Annotated in this window: 19 protein-coding genes; 14 read left to right on the top strand and 5 right to left on the bottom strand. The window is 68.8% G+C overall.

Features of this window, described 5'->3' with window-relative positions:
* The first annotated feature begins 52 nt into the window (after positions 1-52).
* The 8 genes from ACFQ91_RS00795 (at position 53) to ACFQ91_RS00760 (ending at position 11,209) form a co-directional block, all read left to right on the top strand.
* Positions 53-1,303: a CDP-glycerol glycerophosphotransferase family protein gene (locus tag ACFQ91_RS00795; RefSeq protein ID WP_198499499.1), complete on the top strand. Its 1,251-nt coding sequence runs from the start codon at positions 53-55 to the stop codon at positions 1,301-1,303.
* Positions 1,304-1,424: 121 nt separating this feature from the next.
* Positions 1,425-1,814: a glycerol-3-phosphate cytidylyltransferase gene (tagD, locus tag ACFQ91_RS00790; protein ID WP_137824328.1), complete on the top strand. Its 390-nt coding sequence runs from the start codon at positions 1,425-1,427 to the stop codon at positions 1,812-1,814.
* Between the two features lie 45 nt (positions 1,815-1,859).
* Complete coding sequence (locus ACFQ91_RS00785) at positions 1,860-3,320, top strand: glycosyltransferase family 2 protein (protein WP_198499498.1); 1,461 nt, start codon at positions 1,860-1,862, stop codon at positions 3,318-3,320.
* Between the two features lie 64 nt (positions 3,321-3,384).
* Complete coding sequence (locus ACFQ91_RS00780) at positions 3,385-5,205, top strand: glycosyltransferase (protein ID WP_198499497.1); 1,821 nt, start codon at positions 3,385-3,387, stop codon at positions 5,203-5,205.
* A gap of 155 nt (positions 5,206-5,360) precedes the next feature.
* Entirely contained in the window at positions 5,361-6,191 is an 831-nt protein-coding gene (locus ACFQ91_RS00775) for a CDP-alcohol phosphatidyltransferase family protein (protein ID WP_232623676.1), read from the top strand.
* On the top strand, positions 6,188-7,111 hold the full coding sequence (locus tag ACFQ91_RS00770) for a glycosyltransferase family 2 protein (RefSeq protein ID WP_198499495.1): 924 nt from the start codon (positions 6,188-6,190) through the stop codon (positions 7,109-7,111). The genes ACFQ91_RS00775 and ACFQ91_RS00770 overlap by 4 nt, the downstream gene beginning before the upstream one ends.
* A 52-nt stretch (positions 7,112-7,163) precedes the next feature.
* Positions 7,164-10,016 (top strand): CDP-glycerol glycerophosphotransferase family protein, encoded by a 2,853-nt coding sequence (locus ACFQ91_RS00765; RefSeq protein WP_198499494.1) that lies wholly within the window; start codon positions 7,164-7,166, stop codon positions 10,014-10,016.
* A complete protein-coding gene (locus tag ACFQ91_RS00760; RefSeq protein ID WP_198499493.1) occupies positions 10,016-11,209 on the top strand; it encodes a glycosyltransferase in 1,194 nt (397 codons plus the stop codon). The genes ACFQ91_RS00765 and ACFQ91_RS00760 overlap by 1 nt, the downstream gene beginning before the upstream one ends.
* 52 nt (positions 11,210-11,261) lie before the next feature.
* Here ACFQ91_RS00760 and ACFQ91_RS00755 read toward each other — a convergent pair whose 3' ends face one another.
* Positions 11,262-12,584 carry a CDP-glycerol glycerophosphotransferase family protein gene (locus ACFQ91_RS00755; RefSeq protein WP_211978842.1) on the bottom strand — a complete coding sequence of 441 codons (1,323 nt, stop codon included), beginning with the start codon at positions 12,582-12,584 and terminating at the stop codon, positions 11,262-11,264.
* Positions 12,585-12,777: 193 nt separating this feature from the next.
* Here ACFQ91_RS00755 and ACFQ91_RS00750 point away from each other — a divergent pair, with 193 nt between their 5' ends.
* The 5 genes from ACFQ91_RS00750 to ACFQ91_RS00730 are packed head-to-tail and all read left to right on the top strand — an operon-like array spanning position 12,778 to position 18,919.
* Positions 12,778-13,833, top strand: coding sequence for a TetR/AcrR family transcriptional regulator (locus ACFQ91_RS00750; protein ID WP_198501037.1), 1,056 nt, complete (start codon positions 12,778-12,780; stop codon positions 13,831-13,833).
* Positions 13,830-15,380, top strand: a complete 1,551-nt coding sequence (locus ACFQ91_RS00745) for an ABC transporter substrate-binding protein (protein ID WP_198499491.1) — start codon at positions 13,830-13,832, stop codon at positions 15,378-15,380. The genes ACFQ91_RS00750 and ACFQ91_RS00745 overlap by 4 nt, the downstream gene beginning before the upstream one ends.
* 1 nt (position 15,381) lies before the next feature.
* Complete coding sequence (locus ACFQ91_RS00740; protein WP_198499490.1) at positions 15,382-16,335, top strand: ABC transporter permease; 954 nt, start codon at positions 15,382-15,384, stop codon at positions 16,333-16,335.
* On the top strand, positions 16,332-17,240 hold the full coding sequence (locus ACFQ91_RS00735; RefSeq protein WP_198499489.1) for an ABC transporter permease: 909 nt from the start codon (positions 16,332-16,334) through the stop codon (positions 17,238-17,240). Before ACFQ91_RS00740 ends, ACFQ91_RS00735 begins: the two co-directional genes overlap by 4 nt.
* Positions 17,240-18,919, top strand: a complete 1,680-nt coding sequence (locus ACFQ91_RS00730; RefSeq protein WP_198501036.1) for an ABC transporter ATP-binding protein — start codon at positions 17,240-17,242, stop codon at positions 18,917-18,919. Before ACFQ91_RS00735 ends, ACFQ91_RS00730 begins: the two co-directional genes overlap by 1 nt.
* 114 nt (positions 18,920-19,033) lie before the next feature.
* Here the strand turns inward: ACFQ91_RS00730 and ACFQ91_RS00725 are convergent, their stop codons facing one another.
* A complete protein-coding gene (locus ACFQ91_RS00725) occupies positions 19,034-20,731 on the bottom strand; it encodes a DEAD/DEAH box helicase (RefSeq protein ID WP_376904037.1) in 1,698 nt (565 codons plus the stop codon).
* 234 nt (positions 20,732-20,965) lie between these two features.
* Positions 20,966-22,066, bottom strand: a complete 1,101-nt coding sequence (locus tag ACFQ91_RS00720) for an alpha/beta hydrolase fold domain-containing protein (protein WP_198499487.1) — start codon at positions 22,064-22,066, stop codon at positions 20,966-20,968.
* A gap of 211 nt (positions 22,067-22,277) precedes the next feature.
* Here ACFQ91_RS00720 and ACFQ91_RS00715 point away from each other — a divergent pair, with 211 nt between their 5' ends.
* Entirely contained in the window at positions 22,278-22,967 is a 690-nt protein-coding gene (locus ACFQ91_RS00715) for a peptidyl-tRNA hydrolase (protein WP_198499486.1), read from the top strand.
* A gap of 3 nt (positions 22,968-22,970) precedes the next feature.
* Here ACFQ91_RS00715 and ACFQ91_RS00710 read toward each other — a convergent pair whose 3' ends face one another.
* Together ACFQ91_RS00710 and ACFQ91_RS00705 are read right to left on the bottom strand one after the other, a co-directional pair.
* Positions 22,971-23,153, bottom strand: coding sequence for a hypothetical protein (locus ACFQ91_RS00710; protein WP_198499485.1), 183 nt, complete (start codon positions 23,151-23,153; stop codon positions 22,971-22,973).
* Between the two features lie 175 nt (positions 23,154-23,328).
* Positions 23,329-24,976 (bottom strand): hypothetical protein (locus ACFQ91_RS00705; RefSeq protein ID WP_376904006.1); only part of this gene is annotated, 1,648 nt, incomplete at its 5' end.

Below are 24,976 nucleotides of genomic sequence, written 5' to 3'. Positions count from 1 at the left end.
GCATCATTCCTCGGATGCGGGGTGAGGGCGTCCTGCCAGGCACAATGGAGGAATGACGAATCTGCCGAGGAGACTGAGCAGCGGCATCGCCGGCGGAACCAGGCTGGCCCGATCCGCTTTCCGGGTCGGTTCCCGGATCGTGCAGGGCCGCTGGGCCGAATCGCGCCTGCCGCGCGATTTCGCCCCGCAGGACACCGATCGGTTCGTCGTGTGCGCGTACTTCGCTTCGGACATGACATCGGCCTATCAGCTCGAGCAGTGGCTGTGGTCCTTCGAGCAGTGCGCTGCGCGCCTGCGGGAGGCAGGCCACGGCACGGAGCCCTTGGCGATCTTTGTCCGCGACGCGCAGGTGGCTGTGCACATCGCCGGCCTGACGAGCCTGCCCGTCCGCTTCTCCCGGCTGACCAAAGGGCTCGACCGGTTCATGACCGACCCGGAGCTTCGCGTGGTCTTCTACGTCAACCAGGCGACGGGCAACTTCCAAGCCCTCCGCTTCCCCCGTCCGGCCCATGTTCATCTCAGCCACGGGGAGAGCGAGAAGGTCTCGATGATCTCCAATCAGCTCAAGGCCTATGACTACGTCTTCACCGCCGGCCCCGCTGCGCGCGAACGGATCCGCCGCGCCCTCATCGGGATGCCCGAGGACCGGATGATCGACGTCGGGCGCCCCCCGCTCGATCGGCCCCGGACGACCCCGGCCGCCTGGACGGACTTCGCCGACACGGCTCCCGCCGGCCCCACCGTGTTCTGGGCGCCGACCTGGGAGGGCGACTCCGCGGCCATGGCCTACGGCACGCTCCCGGACACCGGTGTCATCGTGGCCGAGTCCCTGCTCGCCGCCGGATACCGGGTGATCTTCCGGCCGCATCCGCGCACCGGAGTGCTCGAGTCCGAGTTCGCCCGTGCCCTCGCCGAGGTGGAGAGCCGCCTCACCGCGCATCCGCGGGGCTTCGTCGACCGCACGCGAACGGTGGGCTGGCAGTTCGACGTCGCCGATGCCGCGCTCGCTGAGATGTCGTCCGTCGCCTTCGACTGGCTGTCGACGCGCAAGCCGCTCGTCATGGTCGAACCCGGGGGCCGAGGCGCCGAGGTCCTCGACGGCGGCCTGTTCGATCGGACGCCGACGCTCTCACGCGACGATCCCGCGGCCGTCGCTGAGACTCTCGCTCACGCGCAGGCCGATCCGGCCCTGAGCGCCCACTACCTCGGAGCCACCGAGGCGGGCCAGCAGCTCGCCCGCCTCCTCGCGGCCACAGAACAGGTCATCGCCGCACGCACGGAGGAGCTGAGCACACGCGCGTGACCGCCGTCTCTCGATTCCCCGCCCAGGTAACGGGCTGGTAAACTTGACGTGAAATTCTACGATATTGCGGGACGTGTCTGCCTTCGACGGCGCGTCCTTTGACAGTTGGGAAACACCGCGCATGCGTCGAGTCATCACCTATGGCACGTTCGACCTGCTGCACTACGGCCACATCCGGCTCCTGCAGCGGGCCAAGGAACAGGGCGACTACCTCGTCGTCGCGCTCTCGAGCGACGAATTCAACGCAGGCAAGGGCAAGAAGTCGTACTTCACCTACGAGGACCGCAAGCGCATGCTCGAAGCCATCCGCTACGTCGACCTCGTCATCCCCGAGGACAACTGGGAGCAGAAGGCCACCGACGTCGACAAGTACCACATCGACACCTTCGTCATGGGTGACGACTGGGAAGGCGAATTCGACTTCCTCAAGGACAAGGTCGACGTCGTCTACCTCTCGCGGACCCCGGAGATCTCCACGACCAGGATCAAATCCGAGCTCAGCAACTCCTGATCCTCAGTCCTCATCTCATCCCCAGCCATGAGGAGAACCCCCTAAGTGAATGAGAAGACGGCCGGAGCAGACCCGGTGCGCCTTTCGATCGTCATCCCCGTCTTCAACAACCCCTCCCACGTCCGCACCGCCGTCGACATCGCTGCAGCTCAGACCTGCGACGACGGACTGACGGAGGTCATCGTCGTCGACGACGGGTCGACCGACGACACACCGCAGGTCCTCGCCGAGGCGGCCGCCCGGCATCCGAATGTGCGGGTCATCCGCCAGGAGAACTCCGGCTGGGCGGGTGGTCCCCGCAACACCGGCCTGGACGCGGCCCGCGGAGACTACGTGTTCTTCCACGACGCCGACGACCGCCTCGACGGCGACTGCCTGGGAGCGGCCGTCGCCTACGCCGATGCGCAGGGCAGCGACGTCGTGCTCGTGACGATCGAGGGACGGGGAGGACGCCACACCCACGCCGACGTCTTCGCCGAGACGCAGGACGAGGGCGACATCCGACGCCTCGTGCGGTCGAACTACTCCTTCAAGCTCTTCCGCCGGTCCTTCCTCGCCGACCACGATCTGCGCTTCCCCGCGCACAAGATCAGGCTCGAAGACGCCCAATTCTGCTTCCGCGCCTACGCCGCGGCGTCGAAGGTCTCGATCCTCGCCGACCGCACCTACTACTTCGTCTACGACCACGGCGGGGGACACATCAGCCAGACCGGCACCGCTCCGGAGCTGCACGCGCAGGGCATTCGCGAAAGCCTCCTCCCGCTGACCTCGGGACCCTGGGAGCCCGAACTGCGCCGCGAGGCCATGGCCGACTGGTTCCGACGGGTCACCCTCAACCGCTTCAACGACAGCTTCGACGGTCGGCGCGTGGAGTTCCGCCTGTCGTGGATCGCCGAGTCGAAGAAGCTCGTCGACGAGTTCTGCCTGCCCTCCAGGCTCTTCGATTTCTACAGCCCCCTCAACCGGGCGCGGGTGTGGAGCCTCTCCACGGGGATCCCCGCCCTCGTCGAAGCCGTGAGCCGGCGCGGGAATCGCAGCCGCCTCGTCGTCGCCGAGGTCGACCGGGCTGAGCTCACCGGAGCCCGCCTCGCACTCGCAGGCCGCGCTGCCGCTCTCCTCGCCGCCCCCGACATCACGGCGCTGACGTTCGTCCTCCGCCGCGGCGATGACGACATCGCCGAGTTCGCGGCGGACCTTCTGCCCGTCGCCGCCGACTCACCCGACGCCGCTGCCAACGCCGCGAGGCGGTTCCGCGTCGAGATCCCGCTCAAGGCGCTGCTCGCCCACGGCACGGTCAAGGTCTACGCCCGCGCCGCCACCGGCACCGCAGAGACGAAGGCGGTCCGCGTCGGACTCGCCGACACCGGTGTGCTCTCCGCCCGCCGCTGGGGGCTGCGCGTCGAGGTCACGCCCACCAGCCTCGGCGGGGCGAACCTCCACGTTTCGAGCGGGGCACGCGCCTTCGCGAAGCGGCTGACCAGGCTCGGCCGAAGATCGATGGGATAGCATTCCGCAGACACGTCCCAGCCGGCGCTTCGCACCCCAGCCCCACCACCAAGGAACGCCATCTATGCCACTCAACCGCCTGCTCCGGCGAATCCGCCGCGCCACCGCCTCCAACTCGGCCCCACCGACCCGCATCTTCGACCTCACCTGGTCGATCCCCCAGGAGTTCGGCGGTCTCACCAAGGTCATGCTGCGCCGGTCACGGAACTTCGTCACCCTCCTCGGGATCGACGTCGATGTCCTCACCCTCGACTACCGCCTCGACGTCGCCGAGGCCAGGCAGCGACTGCGGGAGACGGGCGAACTCATCGACGGCATGCGTCTGCGCAACGCCTGGGACGAGGTCGCCGGGTACGATCGGCGTGCCCTGCGCCGGTTCGGCGGCCGCCCCGCCGAGGCCGGGGTTCCCCCACAGCACGCACCGGGGCCGACGAACGCCACCGACCGCTACATCGAGTACTTCGCCGCCGACGGCACGATCGAACGGGTCGATCATCTGCGCCCAGACGGCACGACGTTCCTCATCGACGACCGCACCGGGAGTGCGCGGCGGCTCGTGCTCCTCGACCACGACGGTGCCTGCGTGTCCGAGTTCGCCCGCGCCAGAGACTTCTACTTCGCATGGCTCGACGCCGCGACCGGCGGCGAGCCGTCGATCCTCATCAACGAATCGAAGTTCATCGCGACGTTCCTCCACCGCTACAAGCGCGACCACCTGCGCATCGGCCAGGTCCTCCACAATTCCCACCTCCACCCGGGAACCGCGTCGGTCAACGGTCCCTTCACCCGCTCCCGGATCGAGATCCTCAGGCACTGGTTCGACTACGACTTCCTCGTCTTCCTCACCGAGAAGCAGCGGGCGGACTTCGCCGCCGCCTTCGGCAGCGCGCCGACGCTCGTCGTCATCCCCAACTCGACCGCCGTCGACGAGGTCGGACACCCGTCACCGGAGAGCGATCCCCGGCCGCCGGGACGCGGTGTCGTGCTCGCCCGACTGACGGGTCAGAAGCGCATCGGCGAGGCGCTGGCCGCCGTCGCGCGGGTCGGACCCGAGATGTCCCTCGAGATCATCGGCGACGGGGAGAAGCGAGCCGAGCTCGAAGCGATCGTCGCCGACAGCGATGTCCTCAGCTCCCGCGTCGCCTTCTCCGGCCACGTCGACGGGGCCGCCGAGAGGCTGCGCGACCACTCCTTCATCCTCCTCACGAGTTCCTTCGAGGGCATGGGCGTCGTGCTCATCGAAGCCATGGCCAGAGGCTGCATCCCGCTCGCCTACGACATCAGATACGGTCCCTCCGACATCATCGACTCCGGGGAGAACGGGTACCTCGTCGCCGACAGCAACGCCATGGCCGACGCGATCACCGGCCTCCTCGACGCCGACGCCGCCACGATCGCCGCCCTGCGGCGCGCCGCCGTGGCGAAGGCCGCAACATTCAGCGACGACAGCGCCACCGCACGCTGGGCGGAGCTCTTCTCGCGGCTGCGGACAACCGCGAAGAACCGGCCGAAGACGACCGCCCCCGCACTCACCGCGGCACCCGAGACGACCGCCGACGGCGGGGTGCGGATCACCGTCGGAGGCACCGCCCCCGGTGAGGACTTCGCGGTCGTCTTGGGCACGCGCGACGGGAGCTATGCGTTCGCCTCGGCGGTCGATGCGCACGGCAGGGCCGTCTTCAGCGGAGAGGAACTGTCGATCGTGCCGGCAGGGGCGACGCTCGACGCGTGGTGGCAGTGGACGGGCACGGACGGAATCCACCACCCGAGGATCGCCTTCGGCTCGGATGCCGCCGCGGTCGCGACCGAGGACGCACAGGGCGCGGACGGGCGGATCTCCGCGTATCGCACGGTCAAGGACAACCTCAGCTTCACGGTGGGCTGAACGGCAACCGCCCACCGCTGCGGCGGGGTCGGTCAGGATGCCCTGCGGGAAACACGCGGTCGTGTCGGCGGTCACGGAAGTGGCCAGGGGTTTGGACAGTCGGTAAACTTGGCGTGAATTGTCGGGGTCAGATGCAGTCAAAAGGCAGGTCGGGAGTGAGCGCGGAGAAGCAGTCACGATACCCGACCCTGGCCGAACTGCGCGCCAAGGCCCAGCCGATCGAAGTCCGCACGCGGAAGAACGCCGAGCACTGGACGGCTCAGCTCTACCTGCGGCACTTCTCCATCTACTTCACGATGCTGCTCGTGCGCACCCGGATCAGCGCCAACGGCGTGACCGGGATGATGATCGTCGCCGGGTGGTGCATCGCCGCGTCGCTGCTCATTCCCGGAATCTGGGGCGCCGTCCTCGCCGTCTTCTTCTCGCAGGTGCAGATGTACATCGACTGCTGCGACGGAGAGGTCGCGCGGTGGCGCGGCACGAGCGGCGCCAAGGGCGTCTTCCTCGACAAGGTCGGCCACTACACGACCGAGGGCCTTGTCGCCTTCGCACTCGGAGCGCGCGCGGTCGGCGAATGGTCGAACCTCACCACCGATCCCGGCGGCACGTACCCGTACCTGCTCGCCGGCTCCATGCTCGCCTCCCTCGTCCTGCTCAACAAGGCGCTCAACGACATGGTGCACGTGTCCCGCGCCTTCAACGGCCTCGACAAGCTCGCCGACTCGCAGGCCGCCACCGCGCTCAACCCCGGCTTCACCGCGAAGCTCAAGCGCGCGGCCCGCTTCGTCCCGTTCCACCGCATCTACCATTCGGTCGAACTCTCGCTGCTCGCCCTGCTCTCGAGCATCGTCACCGCCGTCGTCGTGCCGCTCGGCGCCGCCCCGCTCGTCGGTGAGCGCTGGCTCGTGCTCATCCTCGTGCCGCTCTGCCTGCTCTCGGTCATCGGCCACTTCATGTCGATCATGGCGTCGAAGAGGCTGTCATGACGAACACCTCACGGGTCCTCGCCCAGCGCTTCGAGGCGAACCGGAAGTACACCTTCGGCGTCGTCGTGCTCACCCAGGGCAAGCGACTGGAGGAGCTCAACCGCGGCTTCGACTCGCTCCTCGCGCAGAAGGGCGTTGACCTCGACATCGTGTGCGTCGGCAACGGCTGGGAACCGCAGGGCATCCCGCCGGCCGTCAAGCGTCTCGCCCTGCCGGAGAACCTCGGCATCCCCGCCGGGCGCAATGCCGGGGTGCCGCACGTCAAGGGGGAGTTCCTCTTCTTCCTCGACGACGATGCCTGGCTGCCCGATGACACCACGCTCATGCGCATGGCCCAGCTGATGCGCACGAAGCCGAAGATCGGGCTCGTCCAGCCCCGCGTCGAGGAGCCGGGCGGACCGGCGTCGCCGAAGCGCTGGATTCCGCGCCTGAAGAAGGGCGAGGCCGACCATTCCTCGAACGTCTTCTCCGTGTGGGAGGGTGCCGTGTGCATGCAGCGCAAGGCCTTCGACGAATGCGGCGGCTGGCCGGCCCCGTTCTGGTACGCCCATGAGGGCATCGAACTCGCCTGGCGGGTCTGGGACGCCGGGTACTCCGTGTGGTACATGGGCGACCTCGCCGTCGCCCACCCCGTCATCGACCCGAGCCGCCATGACGAGTACTTCTACATGAACGCCCGCAACCGCGTGTGGCTGGCCCGGCGGAACCTGCCGTGGCCCTTCAATTGGATGTACGTTGGATCGTGGACGCTCATGCAGTGCCTGAAATGGGCGAACAAGCCCGACCAGCTGCGCCCGTGGTTCGAGGGGTGGCGCGACGGGTGGAAGCTCGACCCGTGGAGCGACGACGAGCAGCACCGGAAGCTGTCCGGGCGCGGTGTCCTGCGCATGGCGCGCCACGGCCGGCCCCCGGTCGTCTGAGCCGCCCCAGGGCAGCGCCCGACCGATAGAGAAGACAACGACGGAGAACACTTTGACTCACCCAGCGGTGCGCGCCGCCGACACGACCGCAAACACCCCGCCGGAGACCGTCTGGGGCATCGACGGACGGCCGTTGGTCACCGTGGTCATCATCATGTTCAACGACATCGCGAACGTCGGCACCGCGATCCGCTCCGCCCTCGACCAGACGCTCAAGGGCACCGAGGTCATCGTCGTCGACGACTGCTCCACCGACGGGTCCTTCGAGTACGTCTCCGAGCTGGCGCGGGACGAACCGCGGCTGCGGGTGTTCCAGACGCCGAAGAACAGCGGCGGGCCGGGGGCGCCGCGCAACATCGGAATGGAGAACGCGAGCGCCCCGTACCTGACGTTCCTCGACAGCGACGACATCCTCGAGCGCCATGCGACCTACAACCTGCTCACGGCCGCGGAGCGCAGCGATGCCGACATCGTCATGGCCAAGACGCGGCGCCGGGACATCGCGAAGAAGAAGTTCCGCGGCTGGCACCACCGCCTCTACCGGGAAGAGCAGCACTTCGACACGATCGAGGAGAACCCGGAGCTCTGCATCGACACGATCGCCGTGGCGAAGCTCTACCGCATGGAGATGCTGCGGGCCAACGGCATCCGCTTCCGGGAGGAACTCCACTACGAGGACCTCATCTTCACCGCCGAGGTGTTCGCGAAGGCAGACGGCATCCGCGTCATCCCCGAATTCGTCTATCAGTGGAACCTCTATCCCATCAAGGTCCGCAAGTCGATCACGAACCAGCGCGACGACATCAGGAACCTCCAGCACCGCAAGGTCGCTCTCGCCGAAGTCCTCCGGGTCGCCGATCCGGCCACCGTGCCGGCGCTCCATGCCCGCCTGCAGCTGAAGATCCTCCGCCACGACGCCCGGCTCTACCTCAACGACATCGCCCACGGCCAGGTGCCCAACCTCGCGCCTGAGCTCCTCGCCGAACTCAAGCCGCTCATCGAATCGATCCCCACCGAGATCTACGCCGACGTGCCCCGCGACGATCGACTGCTCGTCGCGTCGGCCCTCGCCGAGGATGTCGACCTCGTCTCCCGGATGGCCCACATCGCCTCGGGCACGTGGGATCTCTACGGCGACTGGGAGCCGGGTGGGCAGCGCAGCCTGTGGGAGCTGGAGACCTTCGCCGCCTACCCGGACGACTCCCGTGAGCACATGCTCGCGACCTTCGACGCCGCCGAGGTCGTCGCGATCCCGTGGTACGCGTTCAAGTTCTACAACGCCGTCGACGCCGTCGCCATCGACGGGAAGAACCGGGTGACGATCTCCGGGCGCATCCCCGACTCGTTCGCCAAGCTCGATCGGCCCGATCTCACCGCGCGGATGCTCATCAGGGAGCGCTGGGGCTTCCAGCGGGAATGGGTGGCACCCGTGCGCTGGGAGCGCACCGCCGACGGCGAGGTGGAATGGACCACCGAGTTCGAGTTCCCCGCCGCCATCGACCGTGCCGTGCGGCCGAAGATCTCCATCCGCATGGAGCTGACGAACGGCACCGCCTCGACGCTCCTCCCGCTGCGGGTGAAGAAGGGATTCGTCGGAAGCAAGCAGAAGACCCAGCCTCACGGGGTCGCCGAGTCGCTGGCCAACATCCGCTATCAGCCCTACGCCACGGAGATCGGTACCCTGGCCTTCCGCCTCGCCCGGATCGGGAAGCAGCGCCGGCGACTGCGCCGGGCGATCAAGCCGCTGCTCTCGACCGGTCAGACCGCGCTGCGGGACAGATACGTTCCCCTGCCCTCCCATGCGCTCGTCGCCGAAGGGGAGCGGATCGCCGCGGAGGCTCGTGAGCAGCTCGACGACCGCCTCGTCGTCGTCGAATCCCACATGGGCACCACCGAGTCCGACTCGCCCCACGTCCTCGCCGCGGAGCTGCGACGCACCCGACCCGACCTCAGGATCGTCGTCGTGGCGGCGGCCAACCAGCGCTGGGCGGCGGGCCGCGAGGACGTCGTCATCCGCAACACCGTCGACTACTACCGCACGCTCGCCCGGGCGAAGTACATCATCGACAACCAGACCCTGCCCGTCGGCTACGTCAAACGACCGGGTCAGGTCTACATCCAGACGTGGCACGGCATCCCCATCAAGAAGATGGGCTTCGACGAGCCGAGCCTCGAGTTCGGCGCGCGCGAGGACATCGCCGATCTCGAACGGAGAGTCGGCTACTGGGACTTCCTCAGCATCCCCAGCGCCTACTTCCGCGACACCTTCGTGCCGGCGTTCCGGTATGAGCGTGCGCAGCTGCCGGTGGGATCGCCGCGCAACGACGTTCTCGTCAGCGACACCGCAGGGATCTCCGCGGCCAAGGAGCGCCTCGACCTCGACCCGGCGAAGACGAGCGTGCTCTACGCCCCGACGTTCCGCACCCGCGGGCAGGCCTCGCTCGAACTCGACCTCACCGAACTCGTCGACGACCTCGGTGAGGACTATCAGATCCTGCTGCGGCCCCACTACCTCAACCGCATCGCCGTGCCGCCGCACCTGCGCGGCCGGGTCATCGACGTCAGCGGCATCGCCGACACCGCACAGGTGCTCCAGGCCGCGGACATCCTCGTCTCCGACTACTCGAGCATCATCTTCGACTACCTCAGTCTCGACCGACCGATCATCCTCTATGCGTACGACCTCGACGACTACGCGAACTCCGCACGCGGCACCTACTTCGACCTGCGCGACCATCGTCCGGGACCGCTGGTCACCGACCAGGAGGAACTCGTCGCGGCGATCAGGGCCGCAGGAGACGACGAGGCGGAGCCGCTGCGGCGCCGCTTCCGGGAGGACTTCGTCGGCACCGAACCCGGTGATGTCGCCGCGACGACGATCGCAATGATTTGGGGAGCTCAGTGATGGCGCAGACGCAGTTCGATCGGATCGTCCTCATGGCCAACGACGTCGACCGCCTCGGCGGTGTCGGACGCTTCATCAGCACGATGGCGGACGGGTTCCACGCCCGGGGATACGCCACCGAGCTCGTCGGGGTCTCGCCCCCGCCGGAAGGTCACGGTCAGGTCGTCGAGCGCTCCGCCGACATCACGGTGCGCACGCTCATGCCCGAGCCTCCGCCGCCGGACTGGACGATCCGCTCTGACGCGGACAAGAAGGACCGGGAGCGCATGCGGCGGTACCGGAAGCGTTTCGACCTGCGCAAGATCGCCGTCGACAAGCTGCGGACACTCCTGCCCGAGTGGGGTCCGCGCACGCTCATCATCTGCACGCAGGTCTACGGCATGGAGCACATGCTCGAAGCCCGTTACGACGCCGCCGATCCCCGCCAGCCGCGGGTCATCGGCCAGTACCACGGGTCCTACGACGGGGCCACGCGCACCGGGCGGGACGCCAGCCGCGTGCTGCAGGCCTACGCCGACGTCGACCGCACCGTGTTCCTCACGGCCGAGGACGCCGAGCGCTTCCGCCTCGCCGGGCTGAACAACACCGGGTGGATCCCCAACCCCGTCACCCTCGCCGGGGCGGAGACCGGTGCCGTTGCGGAGACCGGGCCCGCGCGCCGCAACACCATCGTCGCGCTCGGGCGCTACGACGAGGTCAAGTCGCTGCACTACCTGCTGGCGGCCTGGGCCGAGATCGCCCCCGCCCTTCCCGACTGGAGCGTCGAGCTCTACGGCGAGGGCGAACTGCGCGAGAGTCTGCAGGCCCTCATCGATGACCGCGCGATTCCCCGTGCCGCGCTCATGGGCAAGACCGACGCGGTCGCCGAGGTGCTCGCGAGCGCGAAGATCCACGTCATCTCCTCCCAGCACGAGGGTCTGCCGATCTCGATCGTCGAGGCCGGACTCTCCGGCGTGCCCACGGTGTCCTTCGACTGCTCACCGGGTGTCGAGATGCTCATCGACTCCGGGCGCACCGGGTACATCGTCGCCCAGAACAACGTCACCGCCCTCGCCGAGCGGCTGCAGACGCTGGCCGCCGATCCCGCGGCGCTGGCGCAGATGTCGGACGAGGTCCGCGCCGACATGGCGCAGTACGCCCCCGAGCGCATCCTCGACCGGTGGGAGGACCTCTTCCGCGAGATGGCCCGCTGAGGCCGAGGGTCAGGTCGCTGCGACCGACGGTTCGGTCGCTGAGACCGAGCTCTCAGTCGAGGTCGGTCTTCGCGAGCATCTCCCGCTGCCGTGAGGCGATGAGCCCGGAGATCGTGGCGACGAACTCCCGGGTCGAATCGCCGACGGCACGGCGCCCGAAATAGTACTCGCGCAGCTTCGCGCGCTGGGCCGCCGTGGTGTCGGCGTCGAGCTCGGTGGCGATCGTATCGGCGATCTCGGCGATCGTCGACTGCGACACGACGGGAGTGGCTCGGGTGATCGGCGAATCCTCGTTGATCGCCGCGAGATCGTCCCGGCGATCGGTGATGATGATCGGCTTCTCCGGCCGCAGGTAGAGGAAGTCGAGACCGACACTCGAGACGTCGGTGACCATGAGGTCGACGTCGGCGAACATCGGCAGGATGTCGCCCTGCATCGAGATGAGATGCCCACCGCCTGCCCCGGTGCCGCCTGGTCCCGCGCCGGCGGTCTCGGCGCGGTCCGCCTCGGCGATGAGCTCCCGAATCCGCGCATCGGCTGCGACGACACCGGGGTCGTCGGACTGTTCGACCCGGGGGTGCGGCTTGTAGACGAGGCGGGTGTTCGGGGTGCTGAGGATCGCTGCGACGATGGCCTCGCCGAAGAGATCGAGCGAGGTGTAGTTGTTCGCGTCGTTCTCGCCCTCCCACGTCGGGGCGTACATCACGGTGCGCTTCGTCGTCGGCGGCAGCGTCGATGTCTGATCGATGTCGAGCTGCGGCCTGCCGACCTCGACGAGCTTGCCGAGGTCGAACTCGATGAGCGCCTTCCGGTGCCGGTCGATCGCGGCGGGACCGGCGACGAAGACGCGATCGTAGGCTTTGACCTGGTTCGACACCATCGAGATCTTGTCGCTCTCACCGTGGTTGAGGTGCACGTGGACCATCGGTGCATAGCCGAGAGACTGGAAGTTGCGCACGCCGTTGTTGACGTAGAGGGCGACCTTCGGGTCGAGGTCGTAGTAGAAGTCCTGGAGCGGATCGAACTGGCGCTTGAGCACGAGAGGCAGCTTCGTCACCGCGCGCAGCTCCTGCAGCGCGCCGGGGGATCGGAGGACGATCGCCACCGGATGCGTCCGGTCGAGCTCTTCGAAGATGGGGATCCACTGGAGGATCTGGTAGATCTTCGCCGGTCCGTCGCCGAAGTACGCGATGACCGGGGTCTTCAGGCCCGAACCGTCGTACTTCGCTTCGAGGCGTTCGATCGCCTTCGCCCCCCGCAGCCAGCGACTGGTCGCCTGCCACGGCCGCGAGTTGAGAGCCGACAGCCCCGCCTTGCGCACCCACCGGCTGATGGGAGGCTTCTTCGCGGTCAGTGACTTCAGGGATGAACGCATGTCGTGCCTGCTCCATGTTCGTCCGACGATTCCGATTGCCCCGGAGAGTCTAGTGGACGACGGCCGAAGACCCTGCTCGAGCGCGAGTCCGGCCCGGTTCTCTCGGGAAAGTCACATTGCGGTCCGGTCACGAAAACTGCGCGAAACCAGAGTAACTCTTGCCATAATCGCAACAGGTGTGCACACTGGGATGGTGTTCGAGGGCAGAGAAGCAGATCACGGCGGTCGCGCCGGCCTCGGCACCCGTGTGCGCAATGCCATTCGGGACGCGGGAATCAACCACAGCGAGGTCGCCCGCAGCATCGGTCTCGAACCGAGCAAGCTCTCGAAGTCCCTCGCCGGCACCCGCAAGTTCCGCGTCGAGGAGATCACGCGCATCGCCCAGCTCACCGACGTCACCACGGACTGGCTCACGCTCGGGCGTGAGGAGGGCGCACCTCGGCGACAGACCGCACCGCTGGCTCCCACCCATTCGCTCACCGAGGCGGCCGGTGAGGGCGCGTCCGCACCGCCCGCCACCGGCGATGACCTCCCCCGTCCGGACGCGTCGACGACGTGGATGTCGAAGGGCACCCGCAATCGCCGCCGCATCGTCGCCGCCGCCTGGGAGCTCTACGCCGACCGCGGCATCGACGCCGTGCGCGTCCACGACATCGCCGCCGCCGCGGGCCTGTCGGCCTCGGCGATCAACTACCACTTCCGGACGAAGACCGCGCTGCTCGAGGCGGCCCTGCACTATTCGCTCGAGATCATCGCGACCGCCCGTGACCTCGTCGAACCCGAGGACCCCGCCGAGGTGCTCCTGCGGTTCTCCCGCGTCCATGCGGGAGTCGACCCCACCGTGCGCCGCGTGTGGTCGATCTGGATCCAGAGCTGGGCCCGCGCCGTCGTCGATGAGCGCTCCCGCCTCAACCTCGCCGCCGTCTACGCGAAATGGATGGACCTCATCCGCGGCGTCGTCGTCGCCGGTCAGCGCGTCGGCCAGGTCCGCGACGGCGACACCGACCTCATGGTCAAGAGCCTCAGCGTCTTCATCGACGGACTCGGCGTCGCTCGCAGCACCGCCCAGATGAGCCTGACCGACGACGACGCGCTGGCGATGATCGACACCTTCCTCCGCGCCCACATCCTCGTCCCCGGCGCAGAGCCCGCGCCGATGCGGGCAGCGACACGACCTCCGGACCCGGCCGCGCGGCCGCGGTCCGCGGAACATCTCCAGGACGAACCACTCCAGGAAGAAGGCCCATGAACACTCCGAACCGAAGACAAGCGCTGGGAGCGGGACTCTCTCTCACCGCGCTCGCCGGACTCAGCGCCTGCGGAGGCGGCGCGGCGGCCGGCGACATCTCCGCTGGCGATCCCGTCCGCGGCGGCACCCTGCGCGTCGGGGTCACCGGCGGCAACTCCGCCGACACCGTCGACGCGCACATCCCCGTCAACTCCGGCGACGTCGCCCGCACCGTCAACCTCTACAACTCCCTGCTCACCCGCACCGACGACTACAAGATCCAGCCGGAGCTCGCCGAATCCTTCGAGCCCAACGGCGACGCGACCGTGTGGACGGCAACGCTGCGGCAGGGGATCAAGTTCTCCGACGGGCGCGACATCACCCCCGACGACGTCGTCTTCACCTTCGAGCGGATAAACGACCCCGATGATCCGAAGACTGCGGCGGCGAGCTTCACGATGCTCGACGAGGTCGTCGCCACCGGCGATCGCACCGTCGAGTTCCGGCTCAGCGAACCCAACGGCCTCCTCGACGACTCCGTCTCCGAGTACACGACCGGCATCGTCCCCCGCGACTACGACCCGGCCGCACCCGTCGGCTCTGGGCCGTACAAGCTCGGATCGCACACCGCGGCCGTGTCGACCGTGCTCGAACGCAACGAGTACTACTGGCGCACGGACGGCAACTGGCTCGACGCCGTCCACCTGCTCAACTTCAACGACTCCGACGCTCTCATCAACGCCCTCCTCTCGAGCCAGGTCGACGCGATCGCGCAGATCCCGCTCGCCCTCGTCGAGGTCATCGGCGCCGACGAGCGGATGGCGATCCTCAACTCCGAGACCGGCATGTGGCTGCCGTTCACGATGCGCGTGGATCGTCCGCCCTTCGACGACGTCAGGGTGCGGCAGGCCTTCCGCCTCGTCGTCGACCGGGAGCAGATGATCGAGCAGGTCCTCTCCGGCTACGGCACGATCGGCAACGACATGTTCGGTCCCCTCAGCGAGAACTACCCCGATTTCCCACAGCGCACGCGCGATGTCGAGCAGGCCAGACAGCTCCTCGCCGAGGCGGGGCACCCCGACGGTCTCGACGTCGAGCTCGTCACCGCCCCGATCCAGTCCGGTGTCGTCGAAGCCGCGCAGGTCTTCGCCCAGCAGGCCGCCGACGCCGGCATCCGAGTGAGCATCCGCCGGGTCGATGCGACGACGTTCTTCGGGGAGAACTACCTGCAGTGGGACTTCGCGCAGGACTTCTGGTACACGCGTGACTTCCTCCCGCAGTGCGTGTCGTGTGTGATGCCGGAATCGCCGTTCAACGAAACCCACTGGGACGATCCGAACTTCACCTCGATCGTCGAGGAGGCGCGCTCCCTGCCGGATCCGGCCTCGCGGCGCAACCTCGAGCACGAGGCGCAGAAGATCCTCTACGACAACGGCGGCTACATCATCTGGGGCTTCGCCAACCAGGTCGACGCCTACCAGAAGTACGTCGGCGGCCTCGAACCGAATGCGACCGGCAGGCCCCTGGGCGGCTGGCGCTTCGACCGCGTGTGGATCGGGAAGGTGTGACATGTTCGCCAAGGTCATCATTCGCAGGCTGATCTTCTCCGCCTTCATCCTCCTCGCCGTCTCCCTCATCGTCTTCGGCGCCACCCTCCTCCTGCCCGGCGATGCGGCCCGCGCGATCCTCGGCCAGCAGGCCACCCCGGAGCGCATCGCGGCGCTCAACGAACAGCTCGGTCTCAACCTGCCGGCCTGGCAGCGCTACCTCGAATGGCTCGGCGGTCTCTTCGTCGGCGACTTCGGAACCTCGACGGCGACCGGCGGACCGGTCTCGGAGCTGCTGGGACCGCGGATCGGCAACTCCTTCGTCCTCATGGCGCTCGCCGCGATCATCTCCGTGCCCTTGGGCATCGGCCTCGGCGTCTACTCGGCGCTGCACCGCGGCACCCGCCGCGACCAGGCGCTGACCGGCATCAGCCTCGTGCTCGCCGCGATGCCCGAGTTCGTCATCGGCATCGGCCTCATCGCGATCTTCGCCACCTCGGTGTTCCAGATCCTGCCCGCCGTCACACTCGCCCCGCCGGGCCAGCCGGTGTGGCTGATTCCCGCGCAGCTCGTCCTGCCCACGGCCACCCTCGTCCTCGTCGTCACCCCCTACATCGTGCGGATGATGCGGGCGACGATGATCGAAGTCCTCGACTCCGGATTCGTCGAGATGGCCCGCCTCAAGGGCGTTCCCGAACGCCGGGTGATCTTCCGCCACGCGGTGCCCCATGCGCTCGGTCCGGTCGCCCAGGTCGTCGCGATCCAGCTCGCATGGCTGGCCGGCGGCGTGGTCGTCGTCGAGTTCCTCTTCCGGTACCCCGGCATCGGGCAGGCGCTCATCGACGCCGTCACCTACCGCGACGTCCAGGTCGTCCAGGCGATCTCGATGCTCGTCGCCGCCGTCTACGTCGTGGTCAATCTCGCCGCAGACATCGTCGGCATCCTCACCAACCCGAAACTGAGGAGCGCAGCATGAGCAGCAACCTCGACGACATGAAGTCCGACGCCATCGAAGCCGCGGAGGTGCCGAAGGAGTCGCAGACGACCTATGTGCCGTTCTTCCGCCGCGTCATCGCGCAGAAGCAGGGGCGCATCGGCCTCGTGCTCACGGCGTTCATCGTTCTCCTCGCCTTCTGCGGTCCCCTTCTCCTGCCGTGGGCGACGGGGTCGACGGCGACCGAGTTCGTCGCGAAGCCGTTCTCCCCGTACGGGCTCTTCGGCACCGACAACCTCGGCCGCAGCGTGCTCTCCCGGTTCCTCGCCGGTGGGCTCACGCTCATCATCTACTCGGTGCTCGCCACGGCGCTCGGCATGGTCCTCGGCGCGATCGTCGGCATGCTCGCCGCGTATGTGGGCGGGCGCTTCGACGCGATCCTCATGCGACTCAACGACGTCCTGCTGGCGATCCCGCAGCTCGTGTTCGCGCTGCTGGCGATCACCGTGCTCGGACCGCAGGGCTGGGTGCTCATCACCGTCATCGGCATCACGCACGCCCCGCGCATCGCCCGGGTGGCCCGGTCGGCCACTCTCAATGTCATCAACGAGGACTACATCCTCGCCGCGGAGATGTACGCGATGCCGCGGTCGAAGCTCCTCGTCCGTGAGCTCCTGCCCAACATCACCGGGCCGCTGAGCGTTGAGGCGGGGCTGCGCCTGACGTATTCGATCGGTGCGATCGCCTCACTGTCCTTCCTCGGACTCGGCCTGCAGCCGCCGGCCGCCGACTGGGGCCTGATGATCAACGAGAACCGCATCGCGCTGAGCATCCAGCCGTGGGGCGTGCTGCTGCCGGTCATCGCGATCGCGCTGCTGACCATCGGCACCAACCTGCTCGCGGACTCGTTCGCCCGGGCCACCGCATCGACGACAGTGGAGGAATGATGACCACGACCAATGACACCGCTGCCGGCGTCGACTCCGCGCCGAACGAGAGCATCGTCCTGCGCGTGAGCGACCTGCGCATCGACACCATGGCCGGTGACGAGATCCTCCACGGCGTCGACTTCGCCCTCAGCCGCGGAGAGATCCTCGGCCTGGTGGGGGAGTCCGGGTCGGGCAAGACGACCGCGGGGCTCGCCTGCATGGGCCACTTCCGCTCGGGTCTGAAGTACGGTTCGGGCTCGGTGAGTCTGTGGCCGCGCGGGGAGGACACCGCCGTCGAGGTCCTCGACCTCGGCGAGGAGGCCGTCCGCGCCCTGCGGGGGTCGCGGATCGCCTACATCCCCCAGGATCCCGCTCTCTCCCTCAACCCGGCGATGCGGGTGGGCGACCAGATCCGCGAGGTCCTCGAGATCCACGGCTTCGGGTCCTCCTCGGCGGAGCGGGAGGCGCGGATCACCGAGGTGCTCACCGACGTCGGTCTGCCCGGCGACCGGGCGTATCAGAGTCGGTGGCCGCACCAGCTCTCGGGCGGTCAGCAGCAGCGCATCGGCATCGCCATGGCGTTCGCGATGTACCCCGACGTCCTCATCCTCGACGAGCCGACGACCGGCCTCGACGTCTCCACGCAGGCCGTCGTCCTCGACACGATCCGGCAGATGACGGTGGCCAACAATGTCGCCGGTCTCTACATCACCCACGACCTCGCCGTCATCAAGGACATCTCCGATCGGGTGGCCGTCATGCTCCGCGGCGACCTCGTCGAAGAGGGACCGGTCGAGGAAGTGCTCTCACACCCGGCGCATGACTACACGAAGATGCTGCTCGCCGCGGTCCCCGACCTCGCCGGGGACAAGCAGATCGGCGACGAGCCGAGTGCGGCAGCCCCGGTCACGGCCGTCGACCGGGATGGGCGGGCCGCCTCGGCGAGCACCCCGCTCCTCGACGTCGCCGACGTCGCACTCGCCTACGGGAAGGCGCAGATCCTCGACGGCATCAATCTCACCCTCGAACCCGGGGAGTGCACGATGCTGCTGGGGGAGTCGGGGTCGGGCAAGACGACCCTGTCGCGGTGCGTGGCCGGGCTCAACGACGACTACTCGGGTGCGGTGCGTCTGCGCGGGGTCGAACTCGCGAAATCGACGCGGAAGCGGACGAACGAGCAGCGGATCGGGATCCAGTACGTCTTCCAGTCCCCGTTCTCCTCTCTCAATCCGAGGCGCTCGATCGGGCAGTCGCTCACGGTGCCCTTGGAGATGAGCGGGGACGGGACGGCGGCGAGCCGGAAGGCCGCTGTCGAGGAGGCACTCGATGCGGTGCGGCTGGGTCGCAGCTTCTACCACCGGCGCCCCGGAGACCTCTCCGGTGGTGAGCGGCAGCGGGCGGCGATCGCCCGAGCGCTTGTCAATGCGCCCGATGTGCTCGTCTGCGACGAGATCACCTCAGCCCTCGACGTCAGCGTGCAGGCCTCGATCATCGGCCTGCTGCGCTCCCTGCGCGCCGAACGGCAGCTGGCGATGCTCTTCGTCACGCACAACATCGCGCTCTCGCGGCACATCGCCGACAACCTCGCGGTGCTCAACAAGGGCAAGATCGTCGACTACGGGCCCGCGGGCTCCGTGCTCGAGAACCCGCAGCACGCGTACACCCGCTCCCTCATCGACGACGTGCCGACGTTCTGAGCGGGGATCGGGTTGACCCGGGCCGGGCTGACGGGGATCGGGCTGACGGTGTTCGAATGTGTGCTGACCCGGGCCGGTGAGCACCGGCCCGGGCCGGCCGGCGGCCGGTGCGGGTCAGCTGCTCGTCGAGTAGACCTGCTGGGAACCTCCGGTCGCGGTGCGTGAGCGATTGCGGCGGCGGGTCTCAGCGCTGGTCCCGCGGGTGCTCTGGGACTCTCCGCGCCGGGATGCGGCACTCCGCCTCTGGCCGGAGCCCGCAGTGGCGCCGCGGCGGGATTGCTCACCGCGGCGGGACTGCTCCCCGCGGCGGGGCTCGGTGCGGCCCGACGACTCCGTGCGACCCGAGGTCTCGCGACGGCCCGACGTCTCGCCGCGGCCCCGACCGCGGTTCCGGGAGCCTGCGCCCCCGCGGTTCTTCGCGCCGCCGGCCGGCGCCTGTGCACGTGACTGGGTACCGCCTGCCGACTCGGAGGACGCCGCGGCGCCCGACTGTCCGCTGCCACCGCTTCCCCCACGGCGTCCGCGGCGGCGCCGGGACGAGCGCTTCTTCGCCGGTGACGCCACCGTCTCGACCGGTTCCGTGCCGCGGACCCGCTCCGGGTTCGCTTCCTGCGGCTCGACGAAGGCAGCGACCTCACCGACGAGCTCGCCGACCTGGGGTGACTCGGCGGAGACCTTCTGCGGCTTGACGGAGATCTTCGCCTTTCGCAGCAGTGCGAGGGTGTCTTTCCGCTCCTCCGGGGTCATGATGGTGACCACGTCGCCGGTGCTGCCGGCACGCGCGGTGCGACCGGAGCGGTGGAGGTAGGCCTTGTGCTCGGTGGGCGGGTCGACGTGGACGACGAGTTCGACGGCGTCGACGTGGACGCCGCGAGCCGCGACGTCGGTGGCCACGAGCACCTTGACCCCGCCATCGGCGAAGGCCGCGAGGTTGCGCTCGCGGGCGGACTGCGAGAGGTTGCCGTGCATGTCGACGGCGGGAATGCCATGCTTTGTGAGCAGCCGGGCGAGCCGCTTGGCCCGATGCTTCGTGCGGGTGAAGAGGATGCGCCGTCCGGCCCCGGAGGCCAGTCGGTGCACAAGGTCGCCCTTGTCCTCGGGGGTGACCTCGAACAGGTGGTGGGTCATGGCATCGACGTGCGAGCTCGGGTCGTCGACGGAGTGGAGCACCTGGTTGTGGAGGAACCGGCGCACGAGCTTGTCCACGTCGTTGTCGAGCGTTGCGGAGAAGAACATCCGCTGGCCCGTGGCCGGGGTCTTCGCGAGGAGGCGGGTGACGCCGGGCAGGAAGCCCATGTCGGCCATGTGGTCGGCCTCATCGAGGACGGTGACCTCGATGTCGTCGAGGGAGACGAGGTCCTGTTGGAGCAGGTCTTCGAGGCGCCCGGGGCACGCGACGACGATGTCGACGCCCGCGTTGAGTGCCGCTTCCTGCTTCTTCTGCTTGACCCCGCCGAAGATCGTCGTGGTCGTCAGGCCGGCGGCCTGGGCGAGGGGATCGAGCACGGCGGTGATCTGCGTGGCGAGCTCACGGGTGGGGGCGAGGACGAGCCCACGCGGAGCCCGGCCTCGGCCCGGTCGTGCCGGCTGGGTGTCCGCGAGGTTGGCGACCATCGGAATGGAGAAGGCCAGGGTCTTTCCCGAGCCGGTCTTCCCCCGGCCGAGCACGTCGCGGCCGGCGAGAGTGTCGGCCAGGGTGTCCTGCTGGATGGGGAAGGCCTCGGTCTTGCCGTCGGCGGCCAGACGGTCGACGAGGGCGGAGGGGACTCCGAGAGCGGAGAACGACTGGGCCGGAGCGGTTGTGGAAGTGATGGGGTGGCCTTTCGACGCGCAGGTGCGCGCTGCGAAACCACGCAGTGGTGGCGGCAATCGTGCAACCCGGCAGGGTGTCCGAACGCGGGACCGCGTTCTCGTTCGCCGAGAGGAACGGGTTTCGCCGAGCATGCGCCGCAGCTGGGGTGTGCGGGCGCAGAGTCGCGTGATCCTGACGACGCAGGGATTTCGCCGAGCGAAATCGCAAGATCTTCAAGGATACATCGTTCGCCGTCAGTTCTCCGCATCGAGTCGCGCCGCGGCGAACTCCGCGGCTGTCGTGAGCGCCGCGTTCGCCTCGTCGAGGACCCGCCCGAAGTGGAGGAACGAGTGGAGCACGTGGGGGTATTCGATGAATTCGACATCGGTGCCGGCGCGCTGGAGAAGGGCGGCCAGGGCGCGGCTGTCGTCGCGCAGCGGGTCGAGGCCCGCGGCGGCGATGAACGTCGGCGGCAGACCGCGGAGATCGGCGCCGAGGTGGTCGATGTACGGGCTCTCGGCGTCGGCCGGTGAGGTGTAGTGAACGTTCGCGATTCCGGCGAGCACCTCGGGCCCCATCCCGTCCCAGGCTCCGCCGTAGAGGCGACGACTCGCAGAGTCGCGGAGGCCGTGCGAGCCGTAGACGAGGAGGAGAGCCCGGAGCGCGGCGAAGGACGAGTCGGCGCCGACCCGCTCGGGTTCGTCGCGCAGCAGCAGTGCCGATCCGAGCGCGAGCATCGCCCCGGCCGAATCCCCGGCGACGGCGAGGCGAGTGCCGTCGATTCCCCAGTCCTGGCCATCGCGGGCGAGGTGGGCGATGACGGTGGCGCATTCGAGAAGGGCCTGCGGGAAGACCGCCTCGGGGGAGAGGGAGTAGTCGACGGCGATGACGGCGGCACCCGAGGTCGCGGCGACGACCCGCGCGATCCGGTCGTGGGTGTCGAGATCACCGAGGCAGAAGCCGCCACCATGGAGGAAGACGATTCCCGGCAGGACCGCCTCGGTGGTCGGACGGTGAATGCGGATGGGCACCTCGACGTCGCCGACCCGCAGGTGCGCGTCCTCGGTCCGCGCCATCGTCGGTCCGCCCTCGTTCCAATGCGTGCGCTCGGCGCGGTACTCGGCGCGTGCCGCAGCGAACTCCGTCGGCGCCCCGGCGTCACGGTCGGTGCCGGGAGTGCCGGACTGTCCACCGTCCTGTCCGGCCCGTGCGGCGATCACCCGGTCGGCGGCCGCACGGCATTCGGCGGCGCGGGCCTCCTGGATGTCGAGGACGTCGCGCATCTGCGCAGACAGGGCGTTGCGGATGTCGGTCGGCATCGACTCGGACCACTGCGGGGAACGGGAGGGCGTCATCGGATCCTTCTTCGGAGATCACGGCGCGCGGGACCACGAGCAGCTCTCGATCGGCGCGCACCACTCCAGCCTACCCGCGCAGGGCACCGATCCATTGAGGTGAGAAGAGGTGCACGGGAATAAGCGGCGATGCCCGACGTTGTCATTGTCGAAGCGGCAGATGCGGGAGTGTCCGCGACCACTGCGGCAGCCGAGACGACGGAGGAAGCGAATGACTGAGCAGATGCGGCGACACGAGGCCGACCATGACGTGCCGTGGTCCCTGCCCATCGTCGTCCGCAAGTCGAAGACGGCGCTCGCCCGCCATATCGACGTCCTCGAGGCGACGGCGCGCGCCGTCGTCACGTTCCTCGACGACCCGCGCACCCAGCCGGAGGGGGAGTGGTTCGACGCCGTCGAGTACTGGCGCGACGGGGCGATCCGCAAGGTGGTGCGGCGCGGTGACGGCAAGAAGCTCGAGGACGCGCGTGCCCTCGGCAGCGTCGGCGTGAGCTTCGGCGGCACGGAGGAGTTCGCCCCGGCCGAGGCCTACGTCTTCCCTCCCGGTCCGGTCTCACCGCTGCCGCGTGAGCTGTCGAAGCTGCAGGTGGGGGACACGGAGTTCCCCGCTGATGGGGAGACGTCGATTCCCGCCGCCGAGGCGGTCGTCACCATCGAACTCTCACCGCTGGTCACGCTGACGACGGGCAAGGCGGCAGCTCAGGTCGCCCACGGCGCTCAGCTCGCGTTCGAGCAGATGCCCGCCGAGGTGCGCGATCGTTGGCGCGACTCTGACTTCAGCCTGCGTGTGGTGACGCCGACGAAAGCCGAGTGGGCTGATGCAGACCGTCCGATCAGCGTCATCGACGCAGGATTCACCGAGGTCGACGGACCGACGGAGACCGTGCGCGCGCACTGGTGAGGTTCAGCTGCTCTCGGTCAGCTCGTCCTCTTCGCCCTCTTCGAGAGGCCGCGTCTTCGTCCCGTTGCCGAACTCATCGAGGATGATGCGACGCTTGACCATCTCTCCGGTCTCCTCGTCACGCACTTCGATGATGTCGCCGGCATGGGTCTGCGGCTGGTAGTGGTCCTCGTTGACTCCGCTCATGGCACTGCCTCCTCTGGTTACTCTGACCGTACCCCCGTGTGACGTGAGTCTCAAGGATCATCCGCCGAGGTGGTCGACCCGTGTGCCGGTTCGTCACCGATGCATCGGGGCAGAGGGGAAGGGGTGGGTCCGACGCGAGAGCGTCGGACCCACCCCTTGACCGTTCATGCGGTGATCAGTGCCGGCCGCGGAATATCCTGTCTCGGCGCGAGGCGAGGATGACGGCGGCACCGCCGAGGACGAGCAGAGCTGCGACGGTGATCATCGCCGCCAGGCCGTCGGCGCCCGTCCGCGGCAGGTCTCCGCCTCCGGAGGCCGTCGAGCTCGCGCTCGACGAACCACCGGTGCCGGCCGAGGCTTCTGCGCTGCTGGAGGACCCGCCGCCGGCTGAGCTGCTCGCACCGCCTGAGGTCGAGGATCCTCCGGCACTGGATGTTCCGTCGGCTCCTTCCGCTGCAGCGGATCCACCGGCGTTCGCGGATGCCGCTGCATCGGCGGTGCTGGTCGACGTCGCCTGTGCCGCATCGGCCGCAGCTCCGCTATCCGATTCGGATGAGCCCTTCGGGTCCCCGTCGGAGGCCGCTGCTGCCGAGGCTTCGGCGCCGGAGTCCGCGGTGGCTGTCGCCGAGGCGGCGGCTGCGGGATCGGCGTCGGCGGCTGCCGTGGCAGCGGCGTTGGCGTCGTCCGCCGTGTCGGCCTCTGCCGCTGCCTGTGAGGCGGCTTCGGACGACGCATCCGGGTCCGAGGTGGCGTCGGCCGAGGCTTCGGAGGAGGCATCCTCGGTGGCCGCCGACTCTGCGGCTGCTTCGGCGTTCTCGTTCGCCGCCGCCGAGGCGGTGGTGGTGGCGTCCTCGTCGGCTGCGGCTTCGGCTGCTGCCTGAGCGGCGGGGTTGCCGTCGTCGTCGGCACTCGCCGATGCCGACGCCGTGGCCGCGGCATTGACGTTGGCGGACGAGTCCGGATCCGATCCCGCGTCGGGGTCCGTTGACTGGTCAGCAGATCCTTCGGGGTCCGCAGACGCATCCGGATCAGTTGACGCGTCGGGGTCGGTCGATGCGTCGGCAGCGGCCGCGGTGTCAGGATCCGCCGAGGCGTCCGGATCAGTGGAGGCATCCGGGTCCGTGGACGCGTCGGGGTCCGTTGATTGGTCAGCAGATCCTTCCGGATCGGCTGACGCATCGGGGTCGGTCGACTGGTCGGCGGTGCCGTCCGGGTCGGTCGACGCATCGGCTGCTGCGGCGGCTTCGACACTGGCCTCGGAGGAGGAGTCGGCCGTCGAGGCCGCTTGGGCCGCCGAAGAGGCGTCGGCGTTGGCCGCTGCTGACTGATCGGCGTTCGTGTCGTCGGTGTTGTCAGCGGTGGCGGCGGCCTGGGCGGCTTCGTTCGCGGCGGCGTTCGGGTCCGCCGAGGCATCGGCTGTGGTGTCCGAGGTGGCCTCTTCGGTGGCGGCGGATTCCGCGGCTGCTTCGGCGTTGGCGTCGGCTGCTGCCGAGGCGGTGGTGGTGGCGTCCTCGTCGGCGGCTGCCTGTGCGGCGACCTGGGCGGCTGGGTTGCCGTCGGCGTCAGCGTTGGCCGAAGCCGAGGCGGAAGCGGCGGCATTGACGTTGGCGGATGAGTCCGCGCCAGCAGACGCATCTGGATCGGTCGCTGCGTCGGCAGCTGCCGAGGCGTCGGGGTCGGTCGACTGGTCGGCGGTGCCGTCCGGGTCAGTCGATGCGTCGGCAGTGGCGGCGGCTTCGACACTGGCCTCGGAGGAGGAGTCGGCCGTCGAGGCCGCTTGGGCCGCCGAAGAGGCGTCGGCGTTGGCCGCTGCTGACTGATCG

This window comes from Brevibacterium sp. NPDC056726, assembly GCF_042790515.1.
Lineage (GTDB): Bacteria > Actinomycetota > Actinomycetes > Actinomycetales > Brevibacteriaceae > Brevibacterium > Brevibacterium sanguinis.
Note: the sequence above shows the minus strand (reverse complement) of the source record. Positions and strands in the feature narration are given on the sequence as shown.